Annotated in this window: 23 protein-coding genes and 7 tRNA genes; 8 read left to right on the top strand and 22 right to left on the bottom strand. The window is 59.2% G+C overall.

The features are described from left to right. Position 1 precedes the first annotated feature (1 nt). Complete coding sequence (locus RAE09_RS01000) at positions 2-757, bottom strand: YebC/PmpR family DNA-binding transcriptional regulator (protein ID WP_005328529.1); 756 nt, start codon at positions 755-757, stop codon at positions 2-4. A 93-nt stretch (positions 758-850) separates the two neighbouring features. Then, on the bottom strand, positions 851-1,723 hold the full coding sequence (locus tag RAE09_RS01005; protein ID WP_316980729.1) for an acyl-CoA thioesterase: 873 nt from the start codon (positions 1,721-1,723) through the stop codon (positions 851-853). Positions 1,724-1,905: 182 nt separating this feature from the next. Here RAE09_RS01005 and RAE09_RS01010 point away from each other — a divergent pair, with 182 nt between their 5' ends. Then, positions 1,906-3,243: a DUF2029 domain-containing protein gene (locus RAE09_RS01010; RefSeq protein ID WP_316980730.1), complete on the top strand. Its 1,338-nt coding sequence runs from the start codon at positions 1,906-1,908 to the stop codon at positions 3,241-3,243. 21 nt (positions 3,244-3,264) lie between these two features. Here the strand turns inward: RAE09_RS01010 and RAE09_RS01015 are convergent, their stop codons facing one another. The 15 genes from RAE09_RS01015 to RAE09_RS01085 form a co-directional block, all read right to left on the bottom strand. After that, positions 3,265-3,726: a hypothetical protein gene (locus RAE09_RS01015; protein WP_005328532.1), complete on the bottom strand. Its 462-nt coding sequence runs from the start codon at positions 3,724-3,726 to the stop codon at positions 3,265-3,267. Next, on the bottom strand, positions 3,726-4,829 hold the full coding sequence (locus RAE09_RS01020; protein ID WP_250412774.1) for a glycosyltransferase family 4 protein: 1,104 nt from the start codon (positions 4,827-4,829) through the stop codon (positions 3,726-3,728). The genes RAE09_RS01015 and RAE09_RS01020 overlap by 1 nt, the downstream gene beginning before the upstream one ends. Beyond that, positions 4,829-5,773: a phosphatidylinositol mannoside acyltransferase gene (locus tag RAE09_RS01025; RefSeq protein ID WP_005328534.1), complete on the bottom strand. Its 945-nt coding sequence runs from the start codon at positions 5,771-5,773 to the stop codon at positions 4,829-4,831. Before RAE09_RS01025 ends, RAE09_RS01020 begins: the two co-directional genes overlap by 1 nt. A 39-nt stretch (positions 5,774-5,812) precedes the next feature. Next, the gene (gene pgsA, locus RAE09_RS01030) at positions 5,813-6,418 is read right to left on the bottom strand and encodes a phosphatidylinositol phosphate synthase (RefSeq protein WP_005325002.1); all 606 of its coding nucleotides are present in this window, start codon (positions 6,416-6,418) and stop codon (positions 5,813-5,815) included. Then, a complete protein-coding gene (locus RAE09_RS01035) occupies positions 6,411-6,947 on the bottom strand; it encodes an HIT family protein (protein ID WP_150850607.1) in 537 nt (178 codons plus the stop codon). Before RAE09_RS01035 ends, pgsA begins: the two co-directional genes overlap by 8 nt. Positions 6,948-6,996: 49 nt before the next feature. Further along, positions 6,997-9,060: a threonine--tRNA ligase gene (gene thrS / locus RAE09_RS01040; protein WP_316980731.1), complete on the bottom strand. Its 2,064-nt coding sequence runs from the start codon at positions 9,058-9,060 to the stop codon at positions 6,997-6,999. Positions 9,061-9,137: 77 nt separating this feature from the next. Beyond that, the gene (locus RAE09_RS01045) at positions 9,138-10,364 is read right to left on the bottom strand and encodes a Dyp-type peroxidase (protein ID WP_316980732.1); all 1,227 of its coding nucleotides are present in this window, start codon (positions 10,362-10,364) and stop codon (positions 9,138-9,140) included. A gap of 2 nt (positions 10,365-10,366) precedes the next feature. Further along, positions 10,367-10,969: a copper chaperone PCu(A)C gene (locus tag RAE09_RS01050; protein WP_316980733.1), complete on the bottom strand. Its 603-nt coding sequence runs from the start codon at positions 10,967-10,969 to the stop codon at positions 10,367-10,369. After that, complete coding sequence (locus tag RAE09_RS01055) at positions 10,969-11,535, bottom strand: copper resistance CopC family protein (protein ID WP_316980734.1); 567 nt, start codon at positions 11,533-11,535, stop codon at positions 10,969-10,971. Before RAE09_RS01055 ends, RAE09_RS01050 begins: the two co-directional genes overlap by 1 nt. Positions 11,536-12,065: 530 nt before the next feature. Next, positions 12,066-12,138, bottom strand: a tRNA-Gly gene (locus tag RAE09_RS01060). Positions 12,139-12,182: 44 nt separating this feature from the next. Further along, positions 12,183-12,254 (bottom strand) — tRNA-Val (locus RAE09_RS01065). Between the two features lie 27 nt (positions 12,255-12,281). Beyond that, a tRNA-Cys gene (locus RAE09_RS01070) sits at positions 12,282-12,352 on the bottom strand. 30 nt (positions 12,353-12,382) lie between these two features. After that, positions 12,383-12,458: transfer RNA gene (locus tag RAE09_RS01075), tRNA-Gly, on the bottom strand. A gap of 38 nt (positions 12,459-12,496) precedes the next feature. Further along, a tRNA-Val gene (locus RAE09_RS01080) sits at positions 12,497-12,568 on the bottom strand. A gap of 47 nt (positions 12,569-12,615) precedes the next feature. Continuing rightward, positions 12,616-12,691, bottom strand: a tRNA-Gly gene (locus RAE09_RS01085). Between the two features lie 245 nt (positions 12,692-12,936). On the opposite strand from RAE09_RS01085, the gene RAE09_RS01090 reads away from it, so the two are divergent. From RAE09_RS01090 to msrB, 5 genes are all read left to right on the top strand, one after another. Next, a tRNA-Val gene (locus tag RAE09_RS01090) sits at positions 12,937-13,008 on the top strand. A gap of 73 nt (positions 13,009-13,081) precedes the next feature. Then, the gene (locus RAE09_RS01095) at positions 13,082-13,984 is read left to right on the top strand and encodes a DMT family transporter (protein WP_198493269.1); all 903 of its coding nucleotides are present in this window, start codon (positions 13,082-13,084) and stop codon (positions 13,982-13,984) included. A 72-nt stretch (positions 13,985-14,056) separates the two neighbouring features. After that, positions 14,057-14,743: a pyrimidine reductase family protein gene (locus RAE09_RS01100; protein WP_005328546.1), complete on the top strand. Its 687-nt coding sequence runs from the start codon at positions 14,057-14,059 to the stop codon at positions 14,741-14,743. An 18-nt stretch (positions 14,744-14,761) separates the two neighbouring features. After that, positions 14,762-15,913 carry a glycosyltransferase family 87 protein gene (locus RAE09_RS01105; RefSeq protein ID WP_005325012.1) on the top strand — a complete coding sequence of 384 codons (1,152 nt, stop codon included), beginning with the start codon at positions 14,762-14,764 and terminating at the stop codon, positions 15,911-15,913. A 9-nt stretch (positions 15,914-15,922) separates the two neighbouring features. Further along, positions 15,923-16,345 (top strand): peptide-methionine (R)-S-oxide reductase MsrB, encoded by a 423-nt coding sequence (gene msrB, locus RAE09_RS01110; RefSeq protein ID WP_005328550.1) that lies wholly within the window; start codon positions 15,923-15,925, stop codon positions 16,343-16,345. A gap of 113 nt (positions 16,346-16,458) precedes the next feature. Here msrB and hemQ read toward each other — a convergent pair whose 3' ends face one another. Then, positions 16,459-17,160, bottom strand: coding sequence for a hydrogen peroxide-dependent heme synthase (gene hemQ, locus RAE09_RS01115; protein WP_316980735.1), 702 nt, complete (start codon positions 17,158-17,160; stop codon positions 16,459-16,461). Between the two features lie 146 nt (positions 17,161-17,306). Here hemQ and RAE09_RS01120 point away from each other — a divergent pair, with 146 nt between their 5' ends. Next, the gene (locus RAE09_RS01120) at positions 17,307-17,966 is read left to right on the top strand and encodes a DUF3000 domain-containing protein (protein ID WP_005325015.1); all 660 of its coding nucleotides are present in this window, start codon (positions 17,307-17,309) and stop codon (positions 17,964-17,966) included. 1 nt (position 17,967) lies between these two features. Further along, entirely contained in the window at positions 17,968-19,212 is a 1,245-nt protein-coding gene (locus RAE09_RS01125) for an HRDC domain-containing protein (RefSeq protein ID WP_316980736.1), read from the top strand. A gap of 20 nt (positions 19,213-19,232) precedes the next feature. Here RAE09_RS01125 and dxs read toward each other — a convergent pair whose 3' ends face one another. From dxs to RAE09_RS01145, 4 genes are all read right to left on the bottom strand, one after another. Continuing rightward, a complete protein-coding gene (dxs, locus tag RAE09_RS01130) occupies positions 19,233-21,158 on the bottom strand; it encodes a 1-deoxy-D-xylulose-5-phosphate synthase (RefSeq protein WP_316980737.1) in 1,926 nt (641 codons plus the stop codon). A gap of 138 nt (positions 21,159-21,296) precedes the next feature. Next, the gene (locus tag RAE09_RS01135) at positions 21,297-22,520 is read right to left on the bottom strand and encodes a class I SAM-dependent RNA methyltransferase (protein WP_316980738.1); all 1,224 of its coding nucleotides are present in this window, start codon (positions 22,518-22,520) and stop codon (positions 21,297-21,299) included. After that, positions 22,513-23,235 (bottom strand): DUF3159 domain-containing protein, encoded by a 723-nt coding sequence (locus RAE09_RS01140; protein WP_316980739.1) that lies wholly within the window; start codon positions 23,233-23,235, stop codon positions 22,513-22,515. Before RAE09_RS01140 ends, RAE09_RS01135 begins: the two co-directional genes overlap by 8 nt. Before the next feature lie 17 nt (positions 23,236-23,252). Beyond that, entirely contained in the window at positions 23,253-24,200 is a 948-nt protein-coding gene (locus RAE09_RS01145) for a DUF3710 domain-containing protein (RefSeq protein ID WP_316980740.1), read from the bottom strand. Between the last annotated feature and the right edge of the window lie 19 nt (positions 24,201-24,219).

Below are 24,219 nucleotides of genomic sequence, written 5' to 3' on the forward strand. Positions count from 1 at the left end.
GTTAGTCCTCGTTCAGCTCGGCCAGAACCTCGTCGGAGAGATCCATATTGGTGTAGACGTTTTGCACATCGTCGGAGTCTTCCAAGGCGTCGATGAGGCGGAAAATCTTCTTGGCGTCATTGGCCTCCAGCGGCACCTCGACAGACGCACGGAAGTCATTGTCGGAGTCATCAACCTGAATGTCAGCTTCCTTGAGCGCGTCCTTGACTGCCTGCACGTCCGTCGGCGCGCAAACAATCTCAAACTTCTCGCCCTGGTCCTTGACCTCTTCCGCACCTGCTTCCAGCACGGCCATCAAGACGTCATCCTCCGTCAGCTCGCCCTTTTCTACCAAGACGTAGCCGGTACGGGTGAACATGTAGGCCACAGAGCCGGACTCACCCAGGTTGCCGCCGTTCTTGGACATCGCAGTGCGCACGTCGGTCGCCGCACGGTTGCGGTTATCCGTAAGGCACTCAATGAGCATGGCTACACCGTTCGGGCCGTAGCCTTCGTACATGATGGTTTCCCAATCGGCGCCGCCGGCCTCTTCACCGGAACCGCGCTTGCGAGCACGCTCAATGTTGTCATTGGGGACGGAGGCCTTCTTGGCCTTCTTGATCATGTCATCAAGTGTTGGGTTAGCCGCTGGGTCACCACCGCCAGTACGAGCCGCCACTTCGATGTTCTTGATCAGCTTGGCAAATTCCTTGCCACGCTTGGCATCGTTGGCAGCCTTCTTATGCTTGGTAGTTGCCCATTTCGAGTGGCCTGACATGTAGTCCCTTTCTAATCGGGTGCTGAAACTGGTGGCAATTATACGTGTGCTGCACGAATGCGTGAAAGCGACCCCCTTATAAGCGGGACACTCTTATACATTGTGCCAATTGCCATGGGCAGAGCCGCTGCCCAAATTTTCATCTAAGTAACGCGTAAGCCCCTCTTGGTTCACCAACGCCACCAATTCACCCTGCTCGGTAAAAATCTTGCCACGCGCAACCGCCGTAGCATTCGACGCTGTGGGTGATACCTGCTCATACAGCAACCACTCATCCACGCGGAAGGGGCGCAGGAACCATATCGCATGGTCAAGGCTGGCCAATTGCACCTTTTCTCCCTGATGCGGAATAAGCGCGGAGCGAATCAGCGTCATATCAGACATATAGGTCAGCGCCGCACGGTGAAAGGAAGAATCCGCAGGCAGGCTGGCAGTATTGCGAAACCAGATATACCGATAGCCGGCACCGGTGCGCTCTGCAGCCACCGGATCGCGGCCTTCTTCTGGCACGAGGCGAATATCCCACTCCTCCCACTCTTTGAGGATGATCCGGGTGGAGTACGGGGCTCCGCCGCCCATCCGAGCTGCTTCCTCGGGCCCTGGCACCTCTGGCGCAGGATCCTGATGCTGCGGGCCGCGATCCCCGTCGCGATGGAAACTAGCCATAAGAGTAAAAAGGAGCACATGTCCCTGGTAGACGCGTACCTGCCGGTTGGCAAAAGATCTCCCCTCCCGAATGCGTTCGACCCGGATCTCAATCGGCCGGCTCACATCGCCAGGGCCTACAAAGTAACCATGCAGGGAGTGGATTTCTTTGCCAGACACAGTGCGCTGGGCTGCGGCCACTGCTTGCGCAGCAATCTGCCCGCCAAAGGTACGCTCAATCCGCGACTCCACAGCAGGGCCTGTAAAGACATCGGCCGTTTTCGTTTCCTCGACGGCCAAGACCTCGCGAATGGATGCCATCTGCACGCTCCCTATGCTCTACGTCACTTCTCCCAGCGTTTGCTGTCCACACTACTCACTGGACGAGCCGACAGTTTGTTTTTCCAATTCGTCCCCCACTTCTGGGCGCAAAAGTAGAGGAATTTTCTAGAAGAAACTATGTCCGCTACCGAAGTAAGCGCGCATTGAATAAAGTCTTTCGAGTGAAACGCATCGCTTCTGTTCCAGCAGTATGGATTGGGTGGGTCATCGCCCGCCTTGTCCTTATTTACCTACTCAAGATTAACCACAATCCCAGGGGCGATGTCGCATATTATTTTGCTGGACGCTTTGGCGATGACCCGACAAAGATGACCGAATACCCTCACGCGGGCACGTGGCCCACGGTGCTTTTGGGGTGGCTCACCGGCGAGAATATCAACGCATTCTATATCGGCTTCACCATCATGACCCTGCTAGTGGACGCCGCCTTTTTAGCCCTCCTCCTGCGTCACCACGCGACTCAACCGCGCAGTTTCCAGGCCGCCTGGTTCTGGGTCCTCTTTGGCACCGCAGCTGGCCACACCTTTGTGTGGCGTCTCGATATATTCCCCGCCCTAGCCGTGGCCGGGGCAGCTGCCCTTCTAGCTACCCGCCCGCTCATCGCCTCGGCGGTACTGGGTTTTGCCACCACGATGAAGCTATGGCCAGGAGTCCTCGCTGCCGGCTTAGTGGGCCGCTTCAACAGATCCGCAACCTGGCAACGCCTACTCGCGTTTTTCTGCACCATCGTCGCAGTCTGCACCGTCACGATTGCTGCCTCTGGTACCGAGCGCCTGCTTTCACCGCTGAACTATCAGGGCGTGCGCGGTCTCCAGTTGGAGTCCATCCCGGCGACGTTCCTGCTGCTGCAGGCACATCGCACTCCAGGGCGCTGGCACCTGGGCTACGCCCCGTCCAAGAGCTTTGAGATTTCCGGGCCTGGCGTAGATACCGCAATGACGTGGAGCACTATTGCCACCATTGCCATGCTCGTCTTCGCAGTGGGCTGGGCGCTGTACCGGCTGTGCACCGGCGGATGGACCACCCGCACAACCATGGCGTTTTTTACCGTTACGGTCCTGCTTCTTATCGCGACGAATAAGGTTTTCTCCCCGCAATACATCGTCTGGCTGGGCCCCCTGCTTGCCGTAGTGATCCGCCAGCGCCTGCCGCAAGGATTCGCCTCCGTGCGGATATTCCAAGCCTTGTTAGCGTCCTGCACCATTATCGCCGCCGTGCTGGGCACCTTGGTCTACCCATTCAACTATGACTACATCTGGAACCACGTGGGCGAGAACATGTTCGCCGTCTACCTATTGGTAGCCCGCAATATCCTCATCGTTGTCATGGCCATCATCGGACTTGTCTGGTTTGCAGTCGAGGTGGCGTTGGCTTCAAAGATCGAGCGGGCGCAGATGCAGCAGCAAGCGCCTAACGCCCCGGAGGAAGACTCGGCCGCTAGCACCGAGGCGAAGCCGGTATTCCGTCGCCGACGCGGCCGGCACGCACTTGCCTCCTAAATCTTGAGGTAGACCTGCTGCCTACTCGGCCAGCATATAGTCAAAATATTCCGGCAGCTTCGCGGTGCCGCCCAGATGAAAGAGCCGTACCGCAGGTCGCAGACGCAGCGCCCGAGTGTCGCTGACCGCCTCATTGTAGAAGCGGTGGGCAAGCTGGATGCGGCCCTCGGCGTCGGCAAGCGCGGCCGGGCGACGGTCCGCGGGAAACTCCCGCACGATGGCGGCAGATAGTTCCCGCTCGGCCATCGTGCGCGGTTCGAAGTGTCCTTGATAGAGCTCGGTAGATTCCGCCCGCTGAGCTAGCGCCGCGAGCTCTGGTGCAACGGCCGCTGTCACCGCTGCCCTGCGGTCTAGTGCCGCCTGTAGCTGGGCCAGCGAGGCATCAGTGCGGATGTGCAGCGAGTTAAGCCGCTGGGCGGTAAAAAGCGCCCACAAACCTACGATGATAAGTAGGAAGAGGACTAGGGCAATTTCTATGGCCATCAACGCTTTACCCTCACCTTGGTACCGTCTTGGACAGTCTCGTAGACCTGCATCACGGCCGCCGCTACATGGTCCCAATCATAGGTGCTGGCGCGTTGGACGCCATTGCGCACCAACTGGGCCCGATACTCGGCATCATCAAGCACCTCGTTGAGGACGCGTGCCAGATCCTCGCTGTCTTTATTGCGAAAGAGTGCGCCGGCAACCTCGTCGGAATCGGCATTGCACACCGCACGGAAAGCCTCGAGGTCAGAAGCAACAACAGCCGCGCCGGCCGCCATAGCCTCTACGAGCACGATTCCGAAGCTTTCGCCACCAGTATTTGGGGCCACGTAGACATCGGCACGGCCCAGGATTTCTGCCTTTTCGGCGTCACTGACCCGGCCGACAAAATCCACGCCCTCAACCTCGCGGGCGCGGCCGCCGCCCATGATGGTCACGCGGATATCGTGGTGTACTTGGCGCAGCGCGCTCAGCAGGATATCGAGGCCCTTGCGCGGTTCATCCAACCGTCCCAAGAAGACAACTTCCAAGGGATCGCCGGGGGCTTTGGCCGGGCTGCGGCGCCGAGCCTGCGCGTAGACCGATGTATCCACGCCGTTGGGAATGAGCACCGGGTCGCCGCCCAATTGCTCCACCTGCCACCGCCGCGCCATATCGGATACCGCGATGCCGCCGCGGATCTTTTCCAAGAAGGGAACGAGGAATGGTTTGGCCAGAGTCAGCACCAGGGAGCTAGACGCGGAAGCGTGATACGTCGCCACCAGTGGGCCTTGGGCCACGGCCAGCGCGGTCATGGAAAAGCTCGGGGAGTTAGGCTCATGGATGTGCAAGACATCGAAGTCGCCCTCCTTGATGAATTGCTTTACCTTGCGTGTTACGTGCGGTCCCACGGACAGGCGCGCCACCGAACCGTTATACGCGATGGGGAAAGCCGGCCCTCCCTTGACTACGAAATCCGGCAGCTGGGTGGATTCCGCAGCGGGGCCAATGACCTGAACGTGGTGCCCTTGCTCAATGAAAACTGTGGCTAGATCAAGGATATGGGCTTGAACTCCACCTGGTTCATCGAAGGAATAGGGGCACACGATTCCTATGCGCACTAGCTCTCCCCTTCCTGCGATGGCCCGGTGTGGCGGGCATTGCGGGCTTCTTTGCCCGCCCGCGCTTGCCGACGCCTCTCTATGTCCACATTCCACTGCGGCTGCAGCATATGCCAATCCTCCGGGTGGCGGCGGATATTGGCGGCGAAGCCATCGGCCATGCGCTGAGTTGTCTCCTGCAGGTCCGTTACCTCGAGCTCAGGAGACACAGAGAGCCCCCAGCCCTCGCCCTCAAACCACGAGTGCACCACGTGCAGGGCGGCGCCGGTCTCTATAGCAAGCTGTGCGGGACCGGCGGCCATATTGGCCTTTTCCCCCATGAAATCCACGGTAACGCCGCTTCGGGTCAGGTCGCGCTCAGCCAGCAGGCAGACCACGCCACCGGCTTCCAGCACCTCTTTGAGGCGGGCAAAAGGCGAGGATTCGCCGCCGGTGAGGGGAAGAACCTCAAAGCCAAGGGTTTCGCGGTAGTCCACAAAGGCGTCGAAAAGCACTGCGGGCTTAAGGCGCTCCGCAACGGTGGTGAACTGCCCATAATGGCCAACGAGGAAGACGCCCGCCATATCCCAATTCCCGGAATGCGGCAACGCCAAAATGGTGCCGCGCCCGGATTGAGCCGAAGCATCAAAATGCTCGAGGCCTTCCAAGCCACTGAGCAAGCGCTCATGCAGCCCGGCATCACCGTGGATGGCTGGCAGGCGGAAGGCCTCCATCCAATAGCGCATATAGGAGCGCACGGAATCGCGCACCAACGCGCGGGTAACGTTTTCTGGGCCTACCACGCGCGCCAGGTTGCGGCGCAAGCCCTCCATTCCGCGACCGTTGCCGCTTGCGTAGTCCGCACCCCAGCGAAAAAGCGTGCGCGCGATGGGCTCGGGCAGACGGCGCACCACCTTCCACCCCGCGAGGTAACCCGCCGCGGAGAGGTCTTCTTTGTCCCACATGGTGTTACAACCTCCTGGTTTTAGGTGGTGCAGTATGAGCTACTGCTGCTCCTGGCGGGCGGCGATAACCATACGTTGGCACACGGTAAAGACGGAGCCCACGGCCAAGATCCACAGCGCAACCTCAATGGCATGCGGTACTCCTAGGCCTTCGAGGCCGATGCCGCCCAGGGCCAAAATAAGCCGCTCGGGACGCTCGATAAGGCCGCCGACCATCTTGAATCCGGACGCTTCTCCCCTAGCCTTGATATAGGAAATGACCTGGGAACATACCAAGGTGACAAAGCAGGCAATGACCGTGATGCGGGAAGAATCCGCAGAATAAATCAGCCACCATGCAATAGCACTGAACAATGCGCCATCGGTGATGCGATCACAGGACGCATCCAAGGTCGCACCAAAGGCAGTAGCCTTGCCGCTCAGGCGCGCCATGGTGCCGTCGAGCATGTCGAAAGCGGCGAAGAGACCGGACAGGACCGCAGCGAAAAAGAGGTGGCCGGTAGGAATAAGGATCACCGAAATCGCAATGGTGACGATGGTACCCACAACCGTGACCACATTCGGGGTCAGGCCCAGCTTTAAAAAGGCCTTGGCTATAGGTTCCACCACCACGGCGGCGGGCTTTCGCCCATGCACGCTAAGCACGCGAATCCTCCTCTTCCATCTCGCGCCATCCTTCTGCCAGCACGCGGCGCGTATCCTGCAGAAGCTGCGGTAATACCTTAGTCCCATCGAGGACAGTCATAAAGTTACTATCCCCGGGCCACCTTGGCACCACATGCAGGTGCAGGTGGTCTCCTACCGAGCCGCCCGAAGCACGACCCAGGTTGAGTCCTACGTTGATGGCTTCTGGGTGTGAGACTCGTTTGAGCACTCGAACCGCCTTTTGCGCGAAGGCCATCAACTCCTGAGATTCCTCTTGCGTAAGGTTCTCCAGCTGCGATTCCTTGCGATACGGCACCACCATGAGGTGCCCGGCGTTGTACGGAAACAGGTTCAACAATGCATAGACGGTCTTGCCGCGAGCAATAATGAGCCCGTCCTCATCGCTGCCCTTCGGGGCTTCCACGAAGGGGTCTTTAGAGCGCTTGGCAATATAGGCCATGCGATAAGGCGCCCATAACCGCTCAAGACGGTCCGGCTCGCCAGCACCTGAGTCAACGAAGGTCTCCACCGCAGCTTGGCTTTCAGCGACGGCGGAGCTGTCGGTTTCGTTTGTCTCTTTAGCGTCGGGCACTGATGAGCTCTTCGGTCGGCTGCTCGTTGTTACGCTCTGCTACCCATGCGGCAATGAGCTCCACGGCTTCCTTTACCGGCACACCATTGACCTGGGTGCCATCGAGAAAGCGGAAGGATACGGCATCAGCTTCTACGTCGCGCGCGCCAGCCACCAGCATGAACGGAACCTTACCGGTGGTGTGGTTGCGAATCTTCTTCTGCATGCGGTCATCAGAGGTATCCACATCGGCGCGGATACCCTTCTGACGCAGCTGGGTGGCAACCTCTTCGAGGTGCGGGGAGAATTCGTCAGCCACCGGAATGCCCACCACTTGGTGCGGTGCTAGCCATGCTGGGAAGGCGCCGGCGTAGTGCTCCAGCAGGACGCCAAAGAATCGCTCGATGGAGCCGAAGAGCGCACGGTGAATCATGATTGGGCGCTTCTTAGTGCCGTCCGACGCGGTGTATTCCAGCTCGAAGCGCTCCGGCAGGTTGAAGTCCAACTGCACGGTAGACATCTGCCAGGTACGGCCGATGGCGTCGCGCGCCTGCACAGAAATCTTCGGGCCGTAGAAGGCTGCACCTGCGGGATCCGGAACCAGCTCCAAGCCGGACTTTTCTGCGACCGACTGCAGGATAGACGTAGAGCGCTCCCAGATCTCATCGGAACCGACGAACTTATTCGGGTCCTTGGTAGAAAGCTCCAGGTAGAAGTCAGACAGGCCGTAGTCCTTCAGCAAGGAAATGATGAAGTCGAGGACCTTGGTTAGCTCTTCTTCCAGCTGCTCTTCGGTGCAGTAGATGTGGGCATCGTCCTGGGTAAAGCCGCGGGCACGGGTCAGGCCGTGGACCACGCCAGACTTTTCGTAGCGGTAGACGGTACCGAACTCAAATAGACGAAGCGGGAGCTCGCGGTAGGAACGGCCACGGGATGCAAAAATCAGGTTGTGCATCGGGCAGTTCATGGGCTTGGCGTAGTAGTCCTGCGGTTCCTTGACGGTATTGCCCTCTTCGTCATATTCGCCATCGAGCTGCATCGGCGGGAACATACCGTCGGCGTAGAAGTCTAGGTGGCCAGACTTCTTGAATAGGTCACCCTTGGTGATATGCGGGGTATTAACAAAGGAGTACCCAGCCTGTACGTGGCGGTTGCGAGAGTGGTTTTCCATCTCCATGCGAACGGTCGCGCCATTCGGGTGGAATACCGGGAAACCGGAGCCAATCTCATCTGGGAAGGAGAAGAGATCTAGTTCCTGGCCCAGGCGGCGGTGGTCGCGCTTTTCAGCCTCTTCCACCATGGTCTGGTAGGCCTCCAGCGCCTCCTTGGACTCAAAAGCGGTGCCGTAAATGCGCTGCAGGCCAGCCTTGGACTGGTCGCCGCGCCAGTAGGCAGCAGAAGAACGGGTCAGGGTGAAAGCCGGGATGTACTTGGTGGTCGGTACGTGCGGTCCGCGGCAGAGATCGAACCACTCTACTTCCCCGGTGCGCGGGTTGATGTTGTCATAGTGGGTGAGATCGCCGGAACCGACTTCTGCGGCCTCGTCGGAGTCAGGGTCAACATTGCCCTTGTCCTGGACCAGCTCGAGCTTGAAAGGCTCCTCGGCGAGGGCCTTTTCCGCTTCCTCCGCGGATTCATAGACGTGGCGCTCGAAGCGCTGGCCGCCCTTGATGATCTTCTTCATGCGCTTTTCAATCGCCTTGAGGTCTTCCGGCGTGAAAGGCTCGGCGGTCTGGAAATCGAAGTAGAAGCCATTCTCAATGGCCGGGCCGATGCCGAGCTTGGTGCCGGGGAACTCGGCCTGCACGGCCTGCGCCATAACGTGGCCGCAGGAGTGGCGGATGACGGCGCGGCCGTCTTCCTCGCTGGCGGCAACCGGGGTAAAGGTGGACTCCGTGTCTGGGGTGTGCGACAAATCAAAGAGAGTGCCGTCCTCACCGCGAACGACTACGACAGCCTCAGAGCCCTTGTTGGGAAGGTTGAGCTCTCGCATTGCTGCGCCCACGGCCTGGCCGGCGGGCACGGTGAAGGAATCGTAATTGACCGGTACTGCGGGGATGAGTTCCGCCATAATCGCGCTCCTTTATGCGCTCGTGCGTCGGCGGCATACCTGGCCGCGTCCGCTATTTAAATTTACGGATAGCCATTCTACAACCCCGCATGCTCGCAGAGCGATTTTGCCCACCATGATTCACGCCCATCGGCAGCAAGGGTGCCCGGCGGGCAGAAATACATAGCGGAGCCAATATGGGTCAGCCACTCGTTCAGCAGGTCCGATTTATCCAAACGGGCCTGGATAGGCTCGAATTGCTTGGTGGGATCTTGCTGATAGCAGATGAAAACCTGGCCAATATTGGAAAGCTGCCCATCCTTGCCATCGGGAGCTAACTCATAGTTATACGGGCGGCGTAGGATGCGCTGCTCTGGATGATCGGCCGGCGGGGCGGCAACGGCCATGTGCGAGTTTTTATCGATCACTGGCAGGCCGTAGTCATCCACCGCTTCAAAGTCCGCGGCGTCAAACTCTTCTTTACCGGTAAGCGGGGCGCCGGTATCGAGCTTTCGGCCGACAGCATTCTCGCGGGAAGAGCGATCTAGTTTCTCCCAGGTATCCACGTTCATCCGGATGCGGCGCACTACCATCGCCGTTCCCCCTTGCGCCCACTTCGGCCCTTCATCGATCCACACTTGGGCTGCAAAATCTTCCTCGCTGCGCGGATTAACGGTTCCGTCCTTTTGCCCGAACATATTGCGCGCGGTAGCGCCCTTTTCGTGGCTGCCAAAGGCATTAATAAATCCTTGCTGAAGCCACTTCACGCTGGCATAGTGTTCGCCGGCTCGCACCATGTGGCGCAGCGCATAAGTGTTCATCAGCGGATCATCGCAGCAAATCTGGAGGACTATATCGCTTTGTCCCCATTGTCGTTGCAGCTCATCACGCTTAAAGGAACGCACATCTCCCAGCCAGTGTGGTTTCTCCACGCCGAGCAGGGAGAAAACCTTCTGGCCTAGACCACAGGTGATGGTCAAGTTGGCGGGCTGTTCAACCATTTCCGGCTCCAGGGTGCCTAGCGGCGCCTCCCCCGTACACAGTGCCCGGGCGTCCTCGGTCCACAATTTCATCAGGCTGGCAAACCCCCGCTTGTCGACGCCCCTTTTAAGGTCAAACCCCACCAGGTTCAGGTGCGCCTGCTCTGCAGTAGCAATGCCCGCCTGATGCTCGCCGTCGAAAGCCACGAGGGCGTCGGCAAGCGCAGGCTGCTCCTGGGCCTCAGCACCCGGGGAAGAACCCTGGTTATTGCAGCCTGCCAACGCGAAGGCGCTAGTCGATACCGCAGCGCCGGTAAGAAATCCCCTTCTGCTGAATTCCGACATGACTAGTGGTCGTGGCCCTTCATGTTGTGCTCCATATCCCCGTGCTCCATGTGGGACATATCGTGGCCTTCCATATCGCCATAGTCCTCATCGCCCGCGGGCATGCTGCGCGTTTGAATCTCGCCCAGATCGAGCTCTTCGCCGCCTTCCAGTTTCACCGTGAGGTCAAGGGATTCGCCGGGAGCGATGTGGTTTTCCATTTCCATGAGCATGAAGTGGTCACCGCCTGGTGCCAGTTCGTGGGACTCGCCGGCTTTAACTACCAACGGGCTCGACATTTCTTGCATCTTGCCGTCGACAGTCTCATGGATCTGATTCACCTTGGCGTTAAGGCTGGTGGAAAATCCGGTGATGGCAATGTCCTTATCGGTGTGGTTCACCAAGGTGCCAAAAATGGCAGTCATGTCCTTGTCCTCATTGGCGCGCACGACGGCATCTTCGAAGGTCAGGTCCTCGGCTGCGGCGGAGGAGGACTTCTCCGCAGCGCTGGTGGTGGCATCCGCCTTCGACTCGGTGGAGTCATTTTGGTTCTGTGGGGAACAACCTGCCAGGGCGAGGCCGGCCACTGTCAAGCCCACAAGGGCAATGTTAGAAATCTTAGACATTATTTTTCACCTTCCGAATCAATGCGACGAGACTTGGCCATAAATAGGGCAACTACTGCGGCAATCGCCAAAACGCCGCCCACCCCCAGGATGATTTTCAGCGCGGTCGGTAGGCCCTCATCCCCATCCTCGGACGCAGAATCAGCTTCAGCCGCCTCGGTTCCCTCGGTCGCGTCACCCTTGACGGAGAATTCCACTCCCCCGCGGGTAGCGTGTCCGTCCGAAGACGTGATCTGGAAACCCACCTGGTAATTACCCGGCCCAGGGTGGACATCCGCAGGGGTTTCAATGGTGAGATCCCGCTCATTGAGCTTCGGTTCCTGGCTAAAGAGTTTCTCACCAGTATCCGCGTTGGTCACGGCAAAGGTATTGAAGTCTTCTTTGGGGATACCAGAAAACTCGAGGGTGATTTCCTTCGGAAACTCGTCGAGTTGGTCGCCGTCTTTGACCGAACCGCCAATAACGGAGTCGTGCGCGAAGGCGGCCGGCATCGACCCGCCCAGAACTAGTGCTGCAGTGCCGACTGCTGCCGCCGTGCGGCGCAGCCAAGGTACGCGGTAGCCCATAAATAGCTCCTTTTGTGTTGAAAATGCACAAGTTGAATTGTCAGACATACTAGCCGCGCGGTTTGCCGGAGCGGCAATCGCGATAAGCAGCGCGTCGAGTCATATGTCGGGCTGTAGTGCGCACAAGTTCCCCGCCTTGAATAAAAAGAGGCATTTATCACTATTTAAGGAATGCCAACTCAATGATTGGAGCTGGCTCCCTCAGCATTCCCCAGCACGCCTGCTTTCAAATGCAGGACCAGTCAGCATCAAGGCAGTGACTATCGAAACCGTACCTGCAACGATGAGAGCGCAGGGCCAAATCGCGTTACCGGAATTGCCACCGATATCCGCCTCCGATAGCCCCACAGCAAATAGTGCGCTTCCTACCAAGAGTGACAGGCAGCCTGAGGCACCCACCAGTAGCGGAACTAAAACATTGCGTGACATCGCTACCCCTTCCACTGTGGCTACTGCAACTAACAGCTGTTCACCCTGCGATCCTAGCTAGACATGCGAAAAGCCACCCTATTTCTAGGGCGGCTCACCTGAGCGGATGACGAGACTCGAACTCGCGACCCTCACCTTGGCAAGGTGATGCGCTACCAACTGCGCTACATCCGCATAACAAACCGGAGTTTGTTGCAGAGCCCCAAATAGGACTCTCGTGCGCGATACTGGGATTGAACCAGTGACCTCTTCCGTGTCAGGGAAGCGCTCTCCCACTGAGCTAATCGCGCTTAATGCCCGAAGGCATTAAGAAGTTGAGGTGGAAACGGGAATCGAACCCGTGTGCACGGTTTTGCAGACCGTTGCCTCACCACTCGGCCATTCCACCGTGGCGATACCGCCTCACACAATACAGTGCTGGAGCGGATGACGAGACTCGAACTCGCGACCCTCACCTTGGCAAGGTGATGCGCTACCAACTGCGCTACATCCGCATGCGAAACCAGGCCCGGTTTCTAGGACAAAGTCCTTGTGCGCGATACTGGGATTGAACCAGTGACCTCTTCCGTGTCAGGGAAGCGCTCTCCCACTGAGCTAATCGCGCGCTATTCATTTAGAATCACTCTTCACGGGTGAAACCCAAGAAAAGCGTGGAGCGGATGACGAGACTCGAACTCGCGACCCTCACCTTGGCAAGGTGATGCGCTACCAACTGCGCTACATCCGCATTGCCCCGCGAACTTTGTACCGTTGCGGTGCGAGAAGAAACATTATCGTGCTCCGCGCCAGTTTCCAAATCCCCAGCCCAGCGGCATTCTTTCTGGCACCGATTTTTCACATTCGAGCCATCCCAAAACACACTGGTGTGATTCTCCCAAGACAGTGGACCGCAGGCCACCTCCCCTTGATGCGCACTCCTGCCCAGCCAATTAGGTGTTTGAATTTGGTGCGGTGTAGATTTAGCGACCGCAAGGTCCTATAGCTCAGTGGGAGAGCGTTCCGTTCACACCGGAAAGGTCACTGGTTCAATCCCAGTTAGGACCACTATTTCCCGTCCATCGCTCCCCTCCATAGGAGCTTGGGCAGGTTTCTTTATATGTCTGTAAAGTGTCCCGACGTGTTGTGGATTCTCTTAGGCATTTTCGCCGGACTCGTTCTGCCCGTTCAGACCCTGGTTAATACGCGCCTGCGCGCATCTACTGGCACGCCGTTTTCCTCTTCGCTCATCTCGTTTGCCGTGGGCACGATGACGTTGCTTGTCATCGCGACAGCCGTCACCGGCGGCGAGTTTGGCATTTCCCGCGCCTTTGGGGAACCGCTGTGGATTTGGTTCGGTGGTCTGCTCGGCGTGGTTGCGCTTACTGGAAATATCCTGTTGTTTCCTCATCTGGGTGCGGTCCAGACCGTAGTCCTTCCCATCGCGGGCCAAATCATGATGGGCCTTGTCATCGACCACTTTGGGATGTTTGCCTCCCCCACTTCCCCACTTTCCCTGATTCGCGCCCTTGGGGCACTAATTGTCCTCGGTGGAGTGATTTCTATCGTCGCCAGCCCCGGCGCGCCGACGAAGCAAGGAGACAGCGCTATGGCGTTGTGGCTTTGGCGCCTCGCAGGCTTTGTCTTTGGCTGCTTTACTGCAAGCCAATCCGCCATTAACGGCCACCTGGGCCAGATTACCGGGTCGCCCGTTAGTGCGGCTTTGGTGTCTTTTAGCATTGGCGTTTCCACGCTCGTAATGCTCAATATTGTTTTGCGCTGGCGCCCTCGCATTGAGCGTCCTGAGGGAAAGGCTAACCCCTGGTGGATGTGGACAGGCGGCACATTGGGAGCCATGTTTGTCTTTGGCAACGCGGCCTTAGTGCCGCAGATTGGCACTGGGCTTACTGTGGTGGCAACCCTTCTTGGTTCCATGTTGGGCTCCGTGCTGATCGATCGTCTGCGAGGCGCCCGCGTAGCAATGCGCCAGGTAGCCGGTATTGCAGTGATTTTGGTCGGCGTAATCCTCATCCGCCTGGTGTAAGCCCCTCTCCTGTGGTTCTATCCTTCGCTGTGCCGTGCTGGGCATCTGGTGCCTTGACTAGGCTGGGAAAGTATGGATATTTCTTCGCTATTGGGCCCCGATTCCGGTGATGTATTCACCGTCCGCACAAATATGGTCAGCACACTAACTGGATCGGCAACCATGAACCATGTATCCGAAGACATGGGAAACGACACTGATGGGCAGCTTTTTGCTGCTCTACGTAATTGGGCAGACGTCGTGCTGGTGGGTGCGCAAACGGTGCGCGCGGAGGACTACTCCGGAGTACAACCTAACGGGGATGGTTCGCGGCCGGCTCCTATTGCCGTGCCTTCCCGCAGCCTTGATTTCGATATCACCGCGGACTTCTTCACAGACTTCACTACCCCTCCCATCATCCTGATCCCCCATAGCAGCCGGGACAATCAAGAGCTTATAAAGCGCATCGCGACCATCGAATCCACAGGCGCGGAAGTCTGCGATGCTGGCGAAGGAACCGTGCAGGACTACATATCCGTTTTAAAGGACCGCGGGTTTAAGCGCGTGCTCTGCGAGGGCGGGCCAGGAATGATTGGGCAGCTGGTAGACATCGATGCCATCGACCAGATGTATTTGACGCTGGACCCACATCTATCCACTGGTGTGGAAACTCCCATGGCAACCTTTAAGGGCGAGCATTCCCATCGCCGCATGCAGTTAGAAAATGTGGCGGACGATAAGGATGGCACGGTGTTTCTGCGGTATTCCCGCGCCCGCTAGGCCGTAGACTAAGGGGCCGTGAATTCCCGAATCAATGCCGCCGCCTGGCCCGTGGCCATCCTGCTTGTTGTGCATCGCGTGTTCATCATCGCGCGCAATGGCACGCCGACGGATGATTTCACCACCGTGTTTAACGCTGTGGCACGCATGTCCTCTGGCCAGCCGGTCTATGAGCAGGCTTATAACCACGTTGACCCGCTGTACCTGTATACCCCGGGAGCCACGTTGCTGCTCGCACCGCTAGCGCACATCGATTTTTCGCTAGCACGGGGACTATTCATCGTCGCCAACGCGGCTGCAATCGTGGCAGCGCTAGCGGTGCTCACCCTTGTAGTGGGCCGCACACTTACTTCGGCAGTGTGGCCAGTATCTATCGCTTTGGCCTTTGTCACCGAATCGGTGACCAATACGCTCGCATTTACCAATATCAATGGCATTCTCTTGCTATGCATGGCCGTGTTCTTGTGGGCTTTCGTGCGCGCCGAGCGCACCCCATGGCTGGGCTGGGTGGCAGGCGTAGTCATTGGCTTGGCCATCGTCATTAAGCCGCAATTTGCGCCGTTGCTCTTCCTACCCTTGGTCAAGCTGCAATGGCGCAGTCTCGCGACTGGCATTGGCCTACCGGTAATTCTCAACCTCCTAGCGTGGCCGCTCGTGCCGGGCGCTAGCGGCTTTGTGGATAACCTCCTGCCCTACCTCTCAGAAACCCGTGACTATGCCAATTCTTCCTGGGCAGGCTTCCACGCCTACGTTGACTTTGGCGCGGGACTGTATTGGACCGTGTGGTTGATATTTGCCGCGCTTTCGGCCGCAGCGATTCTCGGGCTTTTGCGCTTCCGCAATTCCGACCCGACCTTGTGGGCGCTAACGACCAGCGGGGCGATCATGGTGGGTATCTTCTTCCTGTCTTCTCTTGGCCAGCAGTATTACTCCATGTGGCTATTCCCATTGATGTTTACCGTGGTGCTCAAGCGTTCGGTTTTCCATTCTGCGGGTGCGTGGTTTGCGGCCTTTCTCTATTTGGCTCCCGTTTCCTGGGCGTCTACAGCGCACCCGGATGCTGGTCGGTGGATGAATTTTTTCACGGCCACGGCGGGATGGGCGCTGCTTATCGTCGCAATTTTCGCTACGGTTGCCGGCTGGTGGCGTGCCGCGCGCAGCACGGTTTAGACTCGGCCCATGACCGATTTCAAGCTCATTGCCGATACCGAATGGCGCCAGCGCTTAAGTCCCGAGGAATACTACGTCCTGCGCGAAGCCGGCACCGAGCCGCCCCACGTAGGCGAGTACACCAATACCACCACCGAGGGGGTCTATTCTTGCCGCGCGTGTGGAACGGAGCTTTTCCGCTCTACGGAAAAGTTTGAGTCCCACTGCGGCTGGCCTTCCTTCTTCTCCCCACTCGCAGGGGACAAAATCATTGAGCGCGAAGACAACTCGCTAGGCATGCGCCGTGTAGAGGTTTTGTGCGCCAACTGCGAATCCCACCTGGGGCACGTCTTTGAGGGCGAGGGCTACGATACCCCCACCGACTTGCGCTATTGCATCAACTCCATCTGCCTGGACTTGGAGGAAAAGCCGGTAGAAGGTGGCACCGCCTAAGGTGGCAGGCACAAGAAAGCGCGCCCCGTCAGCAGCCTAACGTGCAGGCTAGTGACGGGGCGCGGCTAAGAGGGGACGTCGCCAAGCAGGGCTACTGCTGGGCGGCACTTCTTTTAGGGCAGTACTGCGATAAGCTCTGCTACGTCCTTGACGCGGCGGCCGGTGTGGAAGGGAATCTCTTCCCGCACGTGGTGGCGGGCCTCGGTGTACCGCATCAGGTACATCAGGTCGACGATGCGGTGGAGCTCATCCGCCTCGAAGGCCAAAATCCACTCATAGTCCCCCAGGGCAAAGGCTGGGACGGTATTTGCACGCACATCGGGGTAGTCGCGCGCTTGCATACCGTGCTCCATGAGGATGCGGCGGCGCTTTTCCTCGTCCATGGTGTACCAGTCATAAGAGCGCACGAAGGGGTATACCGAGATCCACTCCTTCGGCTCCTCACCCATGATGAAGGATGGCAGGTGGGACTTATTGAACTCTGCTGGACGGTGCAAGGCATTGCCCACCCAGGTCACTTCGCTGACTTGCCCCAGGGTGGTCTCGCGGCGGAAGTCCCCAAAGACCTTCTGCAGGTCAGAGAATTCTTCAGCGTGCCACCAGATCATGAAGTCGGCGGAATCGCGCATAGCCGTGAGGTCGTAAATGCCGCGCACCGTTACCTTCCCGGCCTTTTCCACGCCGGCAAAGAACTCCTGCGCTTGGGCGATAGTCTCCGCTCGCTCGGTGCCGAGCGCGCCCGGAATCACCTTAAAAACTGCATGCTGGGAATATTGCTGAACCGCGTTGAGTTCCTTGTAGTCAAGCTTCGCCATTGCGTTCTCCTTTGCAGAAGCCTTTGGGTTAACGAACATATCCATCATAAGTTGGATATGGAAACTTGTCACTTCCCGGCCACGAGGAGGACGACACGCCCACGCGTCGGCGCGCCTCCCCCAGCTAGAGGCCGCGAAACTATAGCTTGAACGTCGTGAGCAATTCCGAATCGACCACCCCACGCAGCGCCGAGGCATCCGCCCCCACCCCTTTGCACGGGCAGGCGGAAAGCCACGAGCCAGCCACCCCCGCCGCCTTCACCCAAGCAGTGGAGTCCATGCACGCGGCCGACCTGCGCCCTGAGATAACCCTAGGCTCCATTCGCCCACCGCAACGCCTTGCGCCGTTTAGCCACGCAATCGGCCTCGAAGTGGGAAACGAAGACAACCCAGATATCGTGCCCACCGATGCAGAGGGCGACGCCTTTGGTCGCCTCATCCTGCTCCACGATCCGGGCGCTGAGGAAGCTTGGGAGGGCGCCATGCGCCTTGTGGCCTATATCCAGGCGGATATGGACGACGCCGTAGCCGGCGATCCACTCTTGCCCGATGTGGCGTGGCAATGGCTCAACGAAGGCTTAGAAAAGGAGGGTGCCGGCCACACCAATCTGGGCGGCACCGTCACTTCCACCGCGTCCGTGCGTTTTGGCGAGATTGGCGGCCCACCGCGCGCCTACCAGATCGAAATGCGCGCTTCGTGGACTGCCGAAGGCCTCGATCTCGCACCCCACGTGCAGGCCTTTGCCCAGGTATTGGCCAACGTTGCCGGCCTACCCCCTGAGGGCGTCACCGAGCTCGGCCGCTAATATGCCAGAATTGCGCAGCCGGCCGCTCGAGGGCATCCCCCCGGTTTCTTCTACCCCGGAGGAATTCACCGCTGCCGCAGCCCGCCTCGCCGCGGGTACGGGCCCCTTTGCCATCGATACCGAGCGCGCCTCCGGCTATCGCTACGATGACCGCGCCTTCGTGGTGCAAATTCGCCGGCGCGGCGCTGGCACGATGCTTTTTGCCCCTGAGGGCCACCGCGAGGAGCTCACGGCCGCCCTTGCCCCAGTGCTCAACGGCACGGAGTGGATTATTCACGCCGCCCATTCGGATTTGCCTTGTCTCGGGTGGCTCGGTCTCTTTCCCGGCTCCATCTTTGACACCGAACTGGCGGCACGTCTCGCGGGATTTGAACGGCCCAATCTGGGAACTATGGTCGCAGAGTTTTTTGACGTCGAATTGGAAAAGGGCTACGGCGACGCCGACTGGTCCACCCCGCAGCTTAGCGAGGAACTCAAGGCCTACGCCGCGCTCGATGTGGAACTGCTCCTCGAGCTAGCCGACGCCCTGCGTGACATTTTGGCCGAACAAAACAAAATGGACTGGGCTTTAGAGGAATTTTCCGCCATAGTCCAGGAACATTCCGGAGACTTCGCTCCCCAGCAACACACGTGGCGCGATCTGAAGGGCATCTCCAGTTTGCGCAGCGGCCGTCAGCTCGCTGCTGCTCGAGAGCTGTGGTTTAAGCGCGACGCCATCGCTCGGCGCACGGACACTGCACCCGGGCGGGTATTAGCAAATAAGACGCTGGTAGAAATTGCGCGCACCCTTCCCACCACTGCCGGCGATCTTGCCCGCGTTAAGGGATTTCCCCGCCGGCGCAAGGGCGCGACCGCCCGGTGGATGGCTGTGCTTAACCAAGCGCGCACCGTTTCCCCGCAGCAACGGCCTCGCGTCCATCGCGCCCCACAACCGGTCCCTTCCAAAACCATTTGGGCCAAGGACTACCCGGAACTATGGGAGATATACCAAACTATCCGCGCGGACATCGCCGATCTCGCGACCGAACTCGGGATGCCATCCGAACTTCTTATCCGCCCTGCCGCTGTGCGTGCAGCGGTATGGGCGAAGGTAGGTGTGCGCGCCAATAAGCGCCACCGCGGACCTGATTCTGTCGCCGGCGCCATCCGGCAGCCAGGCGACGTCGCTGCCTTCCTCCGCACGGAGGGCGCGCGCGAATGGCAAATAGAAATGACCGCCCCGATTATCGTGGACGGTCTTTTCTAGGAATATTTAGCGGGCTAGGTTTAGCTCTCTTCTCCTCGCGCGTTGGCATCAGCGGTGAGGTTTTCTAGCCACTCGCTTATCGACGCCGCCATAAGCTCAGGCGTCAACCCGAACTCTTCCAAAACCTCGCCGCGGGAGCCGTGCTTAGGGAAGTAACCCGGAACGCCGAGTCGGCGCACAGGAGTATCGACCTCGGCTGCGCTGAGGGCCTCCGAAATCATGGAGCCAATACCGCCGCGAACAAGGCCGTCTTCTGCCGTAACCACCAAGTCGTGGTCAGCGGCGAGAGCCACCACAGAGCTTGCCACCGGCGCTACCCAACGCGGGTCAACAACGGTAACGTTCACGCCCTGCTCGCCCAGCAGCTTCGCAGCCTCGATGCTGCGCGCGGACATGGCACCGATGGAAACGATGAGCACCTCAGGGGTGTCCTCGCCGGCATCGGCTTCGCCATAGTGCAGGATGTCTACGCCATCGCCCAACGTATCCACCGCTTCCATATCTGGCAGCAGGTTGCCCTTAGGGAAGCGGACCACGGACGGGCCAGATTCAATCTCTAACGACTCACGGAAGAGCTCCCGCAGGCGCGCGCCATCGCGCGGGGCGGCAATATGCATTCCCGGCACAATGCTCATGAGCGCCATATCCCACACGCCATTGTGCGAAGCGCCATCGGAACCGGTAACTCCGGAGCGGTCAAGCACGATGGTTACCGGCAGCTTTAGCAGCGCAATATCCATAATGACCTGATCTACGGCGCGGTTTAAGAAGGTGGAATACACCGCCACGACGGGGTGCATCCCGCCAAGCGCCAGACCGGAGGCAGAGGTCATTGCGTGCTGCTCGGCAATTCCCACATCAAAGAATCGCTCTGGGAAGCGCTCTTGGAAGGGAGCGAGCCCAGTAGGACCGGCCATGGCAGCGGTAATGGCCACGATGTCATCGCGCTTTTCGGCAGCGGCTAACAGCTCTTCTGAAAAGGCAGCCGTCCAGCCAGGCTGCTTGGTGCCCTTAGCCACGCCGGTGACCGGATCGATAGCACCGGTAGAGTGCATCTGGTCCTTCGGCTCATTGACAGCCGGGGCAAATCCGTGGCCCTTTTCGGTAACCACGTGCACGATGATGGGCCCGTCATAATCGCGGGCATAAGTCAGGGCATGCACCAAGCTATCGATATTGTGGCCATTGATGGGGCCGATGTACTTCATGCCCAGTTCCGGGAACATTTCGGTAGGCAAGACGGTGGACTTAACGCCTTCCTTCATGGCGTGCAAAGCATCAAAGGCACGCTCGCCTACCCATCCCATTTGCTTCAGGCGGCGCTTGCCCTGCTCCATGAGCTCGTCATACCCATGCTGGGAGCGGATGCGGCCAAGGTTTTCGGAAATGCCACCGATGGTGGGCGAATAGCTACGGCCATTGTCATTGACCACAATGACCGCATTGCGGCCCTTGTCTTCAGAGATATTGTTTAACGCCTCCCAGCACATGCCGCCGGTCAGGGCGCCATCGCCGACAACACCGATGACATTGCGGTGACCGTCGCCGCGAATCTTGAAGGCCTTAGACAAGCCATCAACCGTAGACAGCGACGCCGAAGCGTGGGAGGATTCGGTCCAGTCATGCTCGGACTCGCCGCGGTCCGTATACCCCGAAAGGCCGTCCTTTTGCCGCAAGGTATCGAATTGATCCGTGCGCCCAGTTAACATCTTATGCACATAGGACTGGTGCGAAGTGTCAAAAATAATGGGCTCGCGCGGAGAATCAAATACGCGGTGCAACGCAATGGTCAATTCCACCACGCCCAAGTTAGGCCCCAGATGTCCGCCCGTGACGGAGACCTTGTCAATGAGGCGCTGCCGAATCTCTGCCGCCAGCTCCTCAAGCTTGTCTGCAGACAGTGCCTTGAGGTCCTGCGGTGAGTTAATGGTATCCAAGATAGTCATGGAGCGGCCTTCAACTCCTTCTGTGCTTAGTTCTTCTTTTCTACCGTACCCGCGGCGGGCGGTGAATATTATATCGGTCAATGTTCCGAGAACAGCGCGGCAACGTGCCGCACCCCGCCCCGGAGCCCTTTTAGCTCATTAGGCAGGGGTGATAAGCGCAATCGTTTCAAAGTGGTGTGTTCCGGGGAACGCGTTAATCAGCGCCATCTTTTCTATTCCGTATCTGTGCTGGTTCCAGTATCCCAAGTCGCGCGCGAAGGTGGCGGGGTCACATCCCACGTGAACGACCGTCTGGGGTGCAGCGGCCGCCACGGAACGAATCACATCCTCCCCTGCTCCGGTGCGCGGCGGATCAAGGACTACAGCGCCAGGCTTGGAAAGCTGGGCGGCGACTTGCTCGACCTTCGCGGACTTTACTTCCACATCGCAGTCCGCAAGGGCGGCCTGTTCCCCGGCCGTAGCCGCCGGCGAGTAATCCACGGAGATAACCTTGCCCTGCACGGCGTGGGCCAATACTGGAACGAAGAGGCCAACGCCACCGTAGAGATCCCAGGCGGTGTGCTCTTGGTACTCGCGCTCCCCGAGCCACTCCGCTATTAATTCGGTATACGCCGCCGGTGCCTGGCTGTGGGCCTGCCAAAAGGCCGTAGCAGGAAAGCTAAACGTCCGCCCGTCGACATGCTCGTGCACCTTGCCGCTGCCTTCTACCACCTCACGGATGGTCTCCACGCGGCGCCCGCGTGGGGCCTTGCGGGTTTCTACCACGTGGCGGTTGCCCTCGCCATCGAGAACGGCGATGACCTCAGCACCTGGGGTAAACCGGCGCGCACCTTCTCCAACGAGCCCGTCTGCCAATCCCGGAGCCAGCTGTGTACAGGCAGCGCCCGTAATAAGCTCATTGGACCGACGCTGACGGGTTCCAGCGCGCCCTTGCTTGTCGACGCCCCACCTCACCCGTGTGCGCCATCCCCGTACCGGCTCTAGGGTGTGCTGCTCAATGTTCAGTTCCTCGCCGGTGACAACGCCGGTGCGGCGCAGCTGCTCCGACAAGATCTCTGCCTTGATTCCGGTTTCGGCCGCTGGATCCAGCTCGGCGAAATCACAGCAGCCAGCTCCTTGCGCGGCCGCAGGACAAGACGATGGTACGCGCAGCGGCCCTGGGCTTAGTACGCTTTCCAGTTCCGCTTTAATGAACGACTTCTTTACACGGCCGGCCGTAGCCTTTACGACGTCACCGGGAAAAGCGCGAGGAACGAATACCACTCGCCCATCCGGCGCCTGGCCAATTCCTTCCCCGCCGTGTGCCATGCGGTCAATGGTGACCTCAAGACTATCGCCGCGGCTCATCGTTGATTCAGTCATTTTCTGCCTCAGACTTTTGTTCTTGTTCTGCGTTAGTGTGCTCACCTGTGCCTGCTGCTGCGTCCACGGCTGCATCCGCGCGGCGCACCATCCACACGGTTAGCGCCGTAACCAGAAGCGTCAATGGCCACCCCATCAGGATTCGGGTCACCCCTAAGGCAGTGGTTGCATCCGCATCATAAATGGCGCGCTGAATAACAAAGCGGGCCAGGAAGATGACCGCCCACCCGCCGGTAGCGATGGCATAAGCCCGGCGCGCCTGAGCAACCTTTTGCCACTTCATTTCCTCGCCGTTAATCCCTTTCCAGATGACACCCACAGCGGGCCACCGGAAGAGGATTGATAGTACAGCGGCAATGCACAGTGCCAACGACATCCAGATGCCGTACAAGAAATACCCTTTGGCGTCACCGGTAAACCAGGCGATGGCAGCGCAAAGAGCCACTCCCAGCAGACCCGATATGGCCGGCTGCAGGGTCTCTTTACGGACAACCCTCCAGAGTGCAATAACAACGGCCACGCCGAGCGCCGCCGCCAAGGCTGGCCCCAGCCCAAAGAAATTATTGACAGGAATCAGCACAATGACCGGCAAGGTGGCCGACACGAGCCCTGATATGCCCCCCATCTGCTCCAGCAGGGTGGGTTCGGCAGCAGACTCCTCAGAGTCCAGGTTCTTAGCGTCCGGGGAAGGTTGCGGCGAGGAAGAATGTGTCACGTGGTTTACTGCTTTGCCTAGTTCTTGGAATCAGGTGCAGAGCCCTCATCGGGATTCTGCGGGGACGATCCATTCTCACCCTGTTGTGGGGTACCGCCCAAATCGCGCAAGTGTTGCTCCGCCTCTGCTTCTGCCGCAGGGTCGGGGCCGCCCACGCCGTTTTCTGGGTGGTGTTGAGCATTAGCGGCTGCCTGCTGTTCTTGCTGGCGCTGGTCCATGGCCTGCTTGACCTGCTCTACGAGTTGCTCGGGCATAATGACCGGCAAAGCATTTCCCGCCAGGATGGGGTCGTCCCCGCGGTAGACGAAGGTACGGGCAGCAACCTCGCGGGCCATGTCTGCTAGGTCTGCTTCCATACCGGCCGGCGCGGCCAGGGTCATGCGCAGCATCCAGCGCGGACCATCTGCGCCGATAACGCGGACCTGACCGTTGTCGTTCTTGCCCACGACCTCAGCACCCCAAGGGCCTGGCTCGGTAGTAACGGTAAGTCCGTCGCGGCTCATGCCCTCCTTGATTTCCTCCACGGATTCTGCCCACTGGCCCGGCTTGCGTGGGGCAGCAAAGGCTACTGGGGTAATTCGGCCTACCTTGGTCACGATGTGCAGCATTCGTGGGCCTTGTTCGCCCATTTCCACCTGTACCTGGGATTCTTTTGGCAGTGGGATGCGCAGGGACCCCAGATCTAATACGCCAATGGAAAAGTCGCTGAAATCAAAGGTCTCGATATCGACGGAGTCGCCATCAAAGGGGCCGGTCTGGCCGTTGATGGCATCATGGGCGAATTCGCGGGGTTCATTGCCAGAAGCCGCCGCAGCATCTGCTGCGGTGTCGCCTACCGGAGCATAGGTCTCCTGCGCCTCTGCATCCGCGGACGTGGGGTCCGCCGGCTTTTCGCTTTGTGCTGCAGGCTTTTCCTGAGCCTTCTTTTCTTCGTCTTTCTTCTTGCCAAAGGGCCAGATTCCCATGGGTGCTACGTCCTTTCTA

Origin of the sequence: Corynebacterium tuberculostearicum (assembly GCF_032821615.1) — a bacterium.
Taxonomy (GTDB): domain Bacteria; phylum Actinomycetota; class Actinomycetes; order Mycobacteriales; family Mycobacteriaceae; genus Corynebacterium; species Corynebacterium tuberculostearicum_H.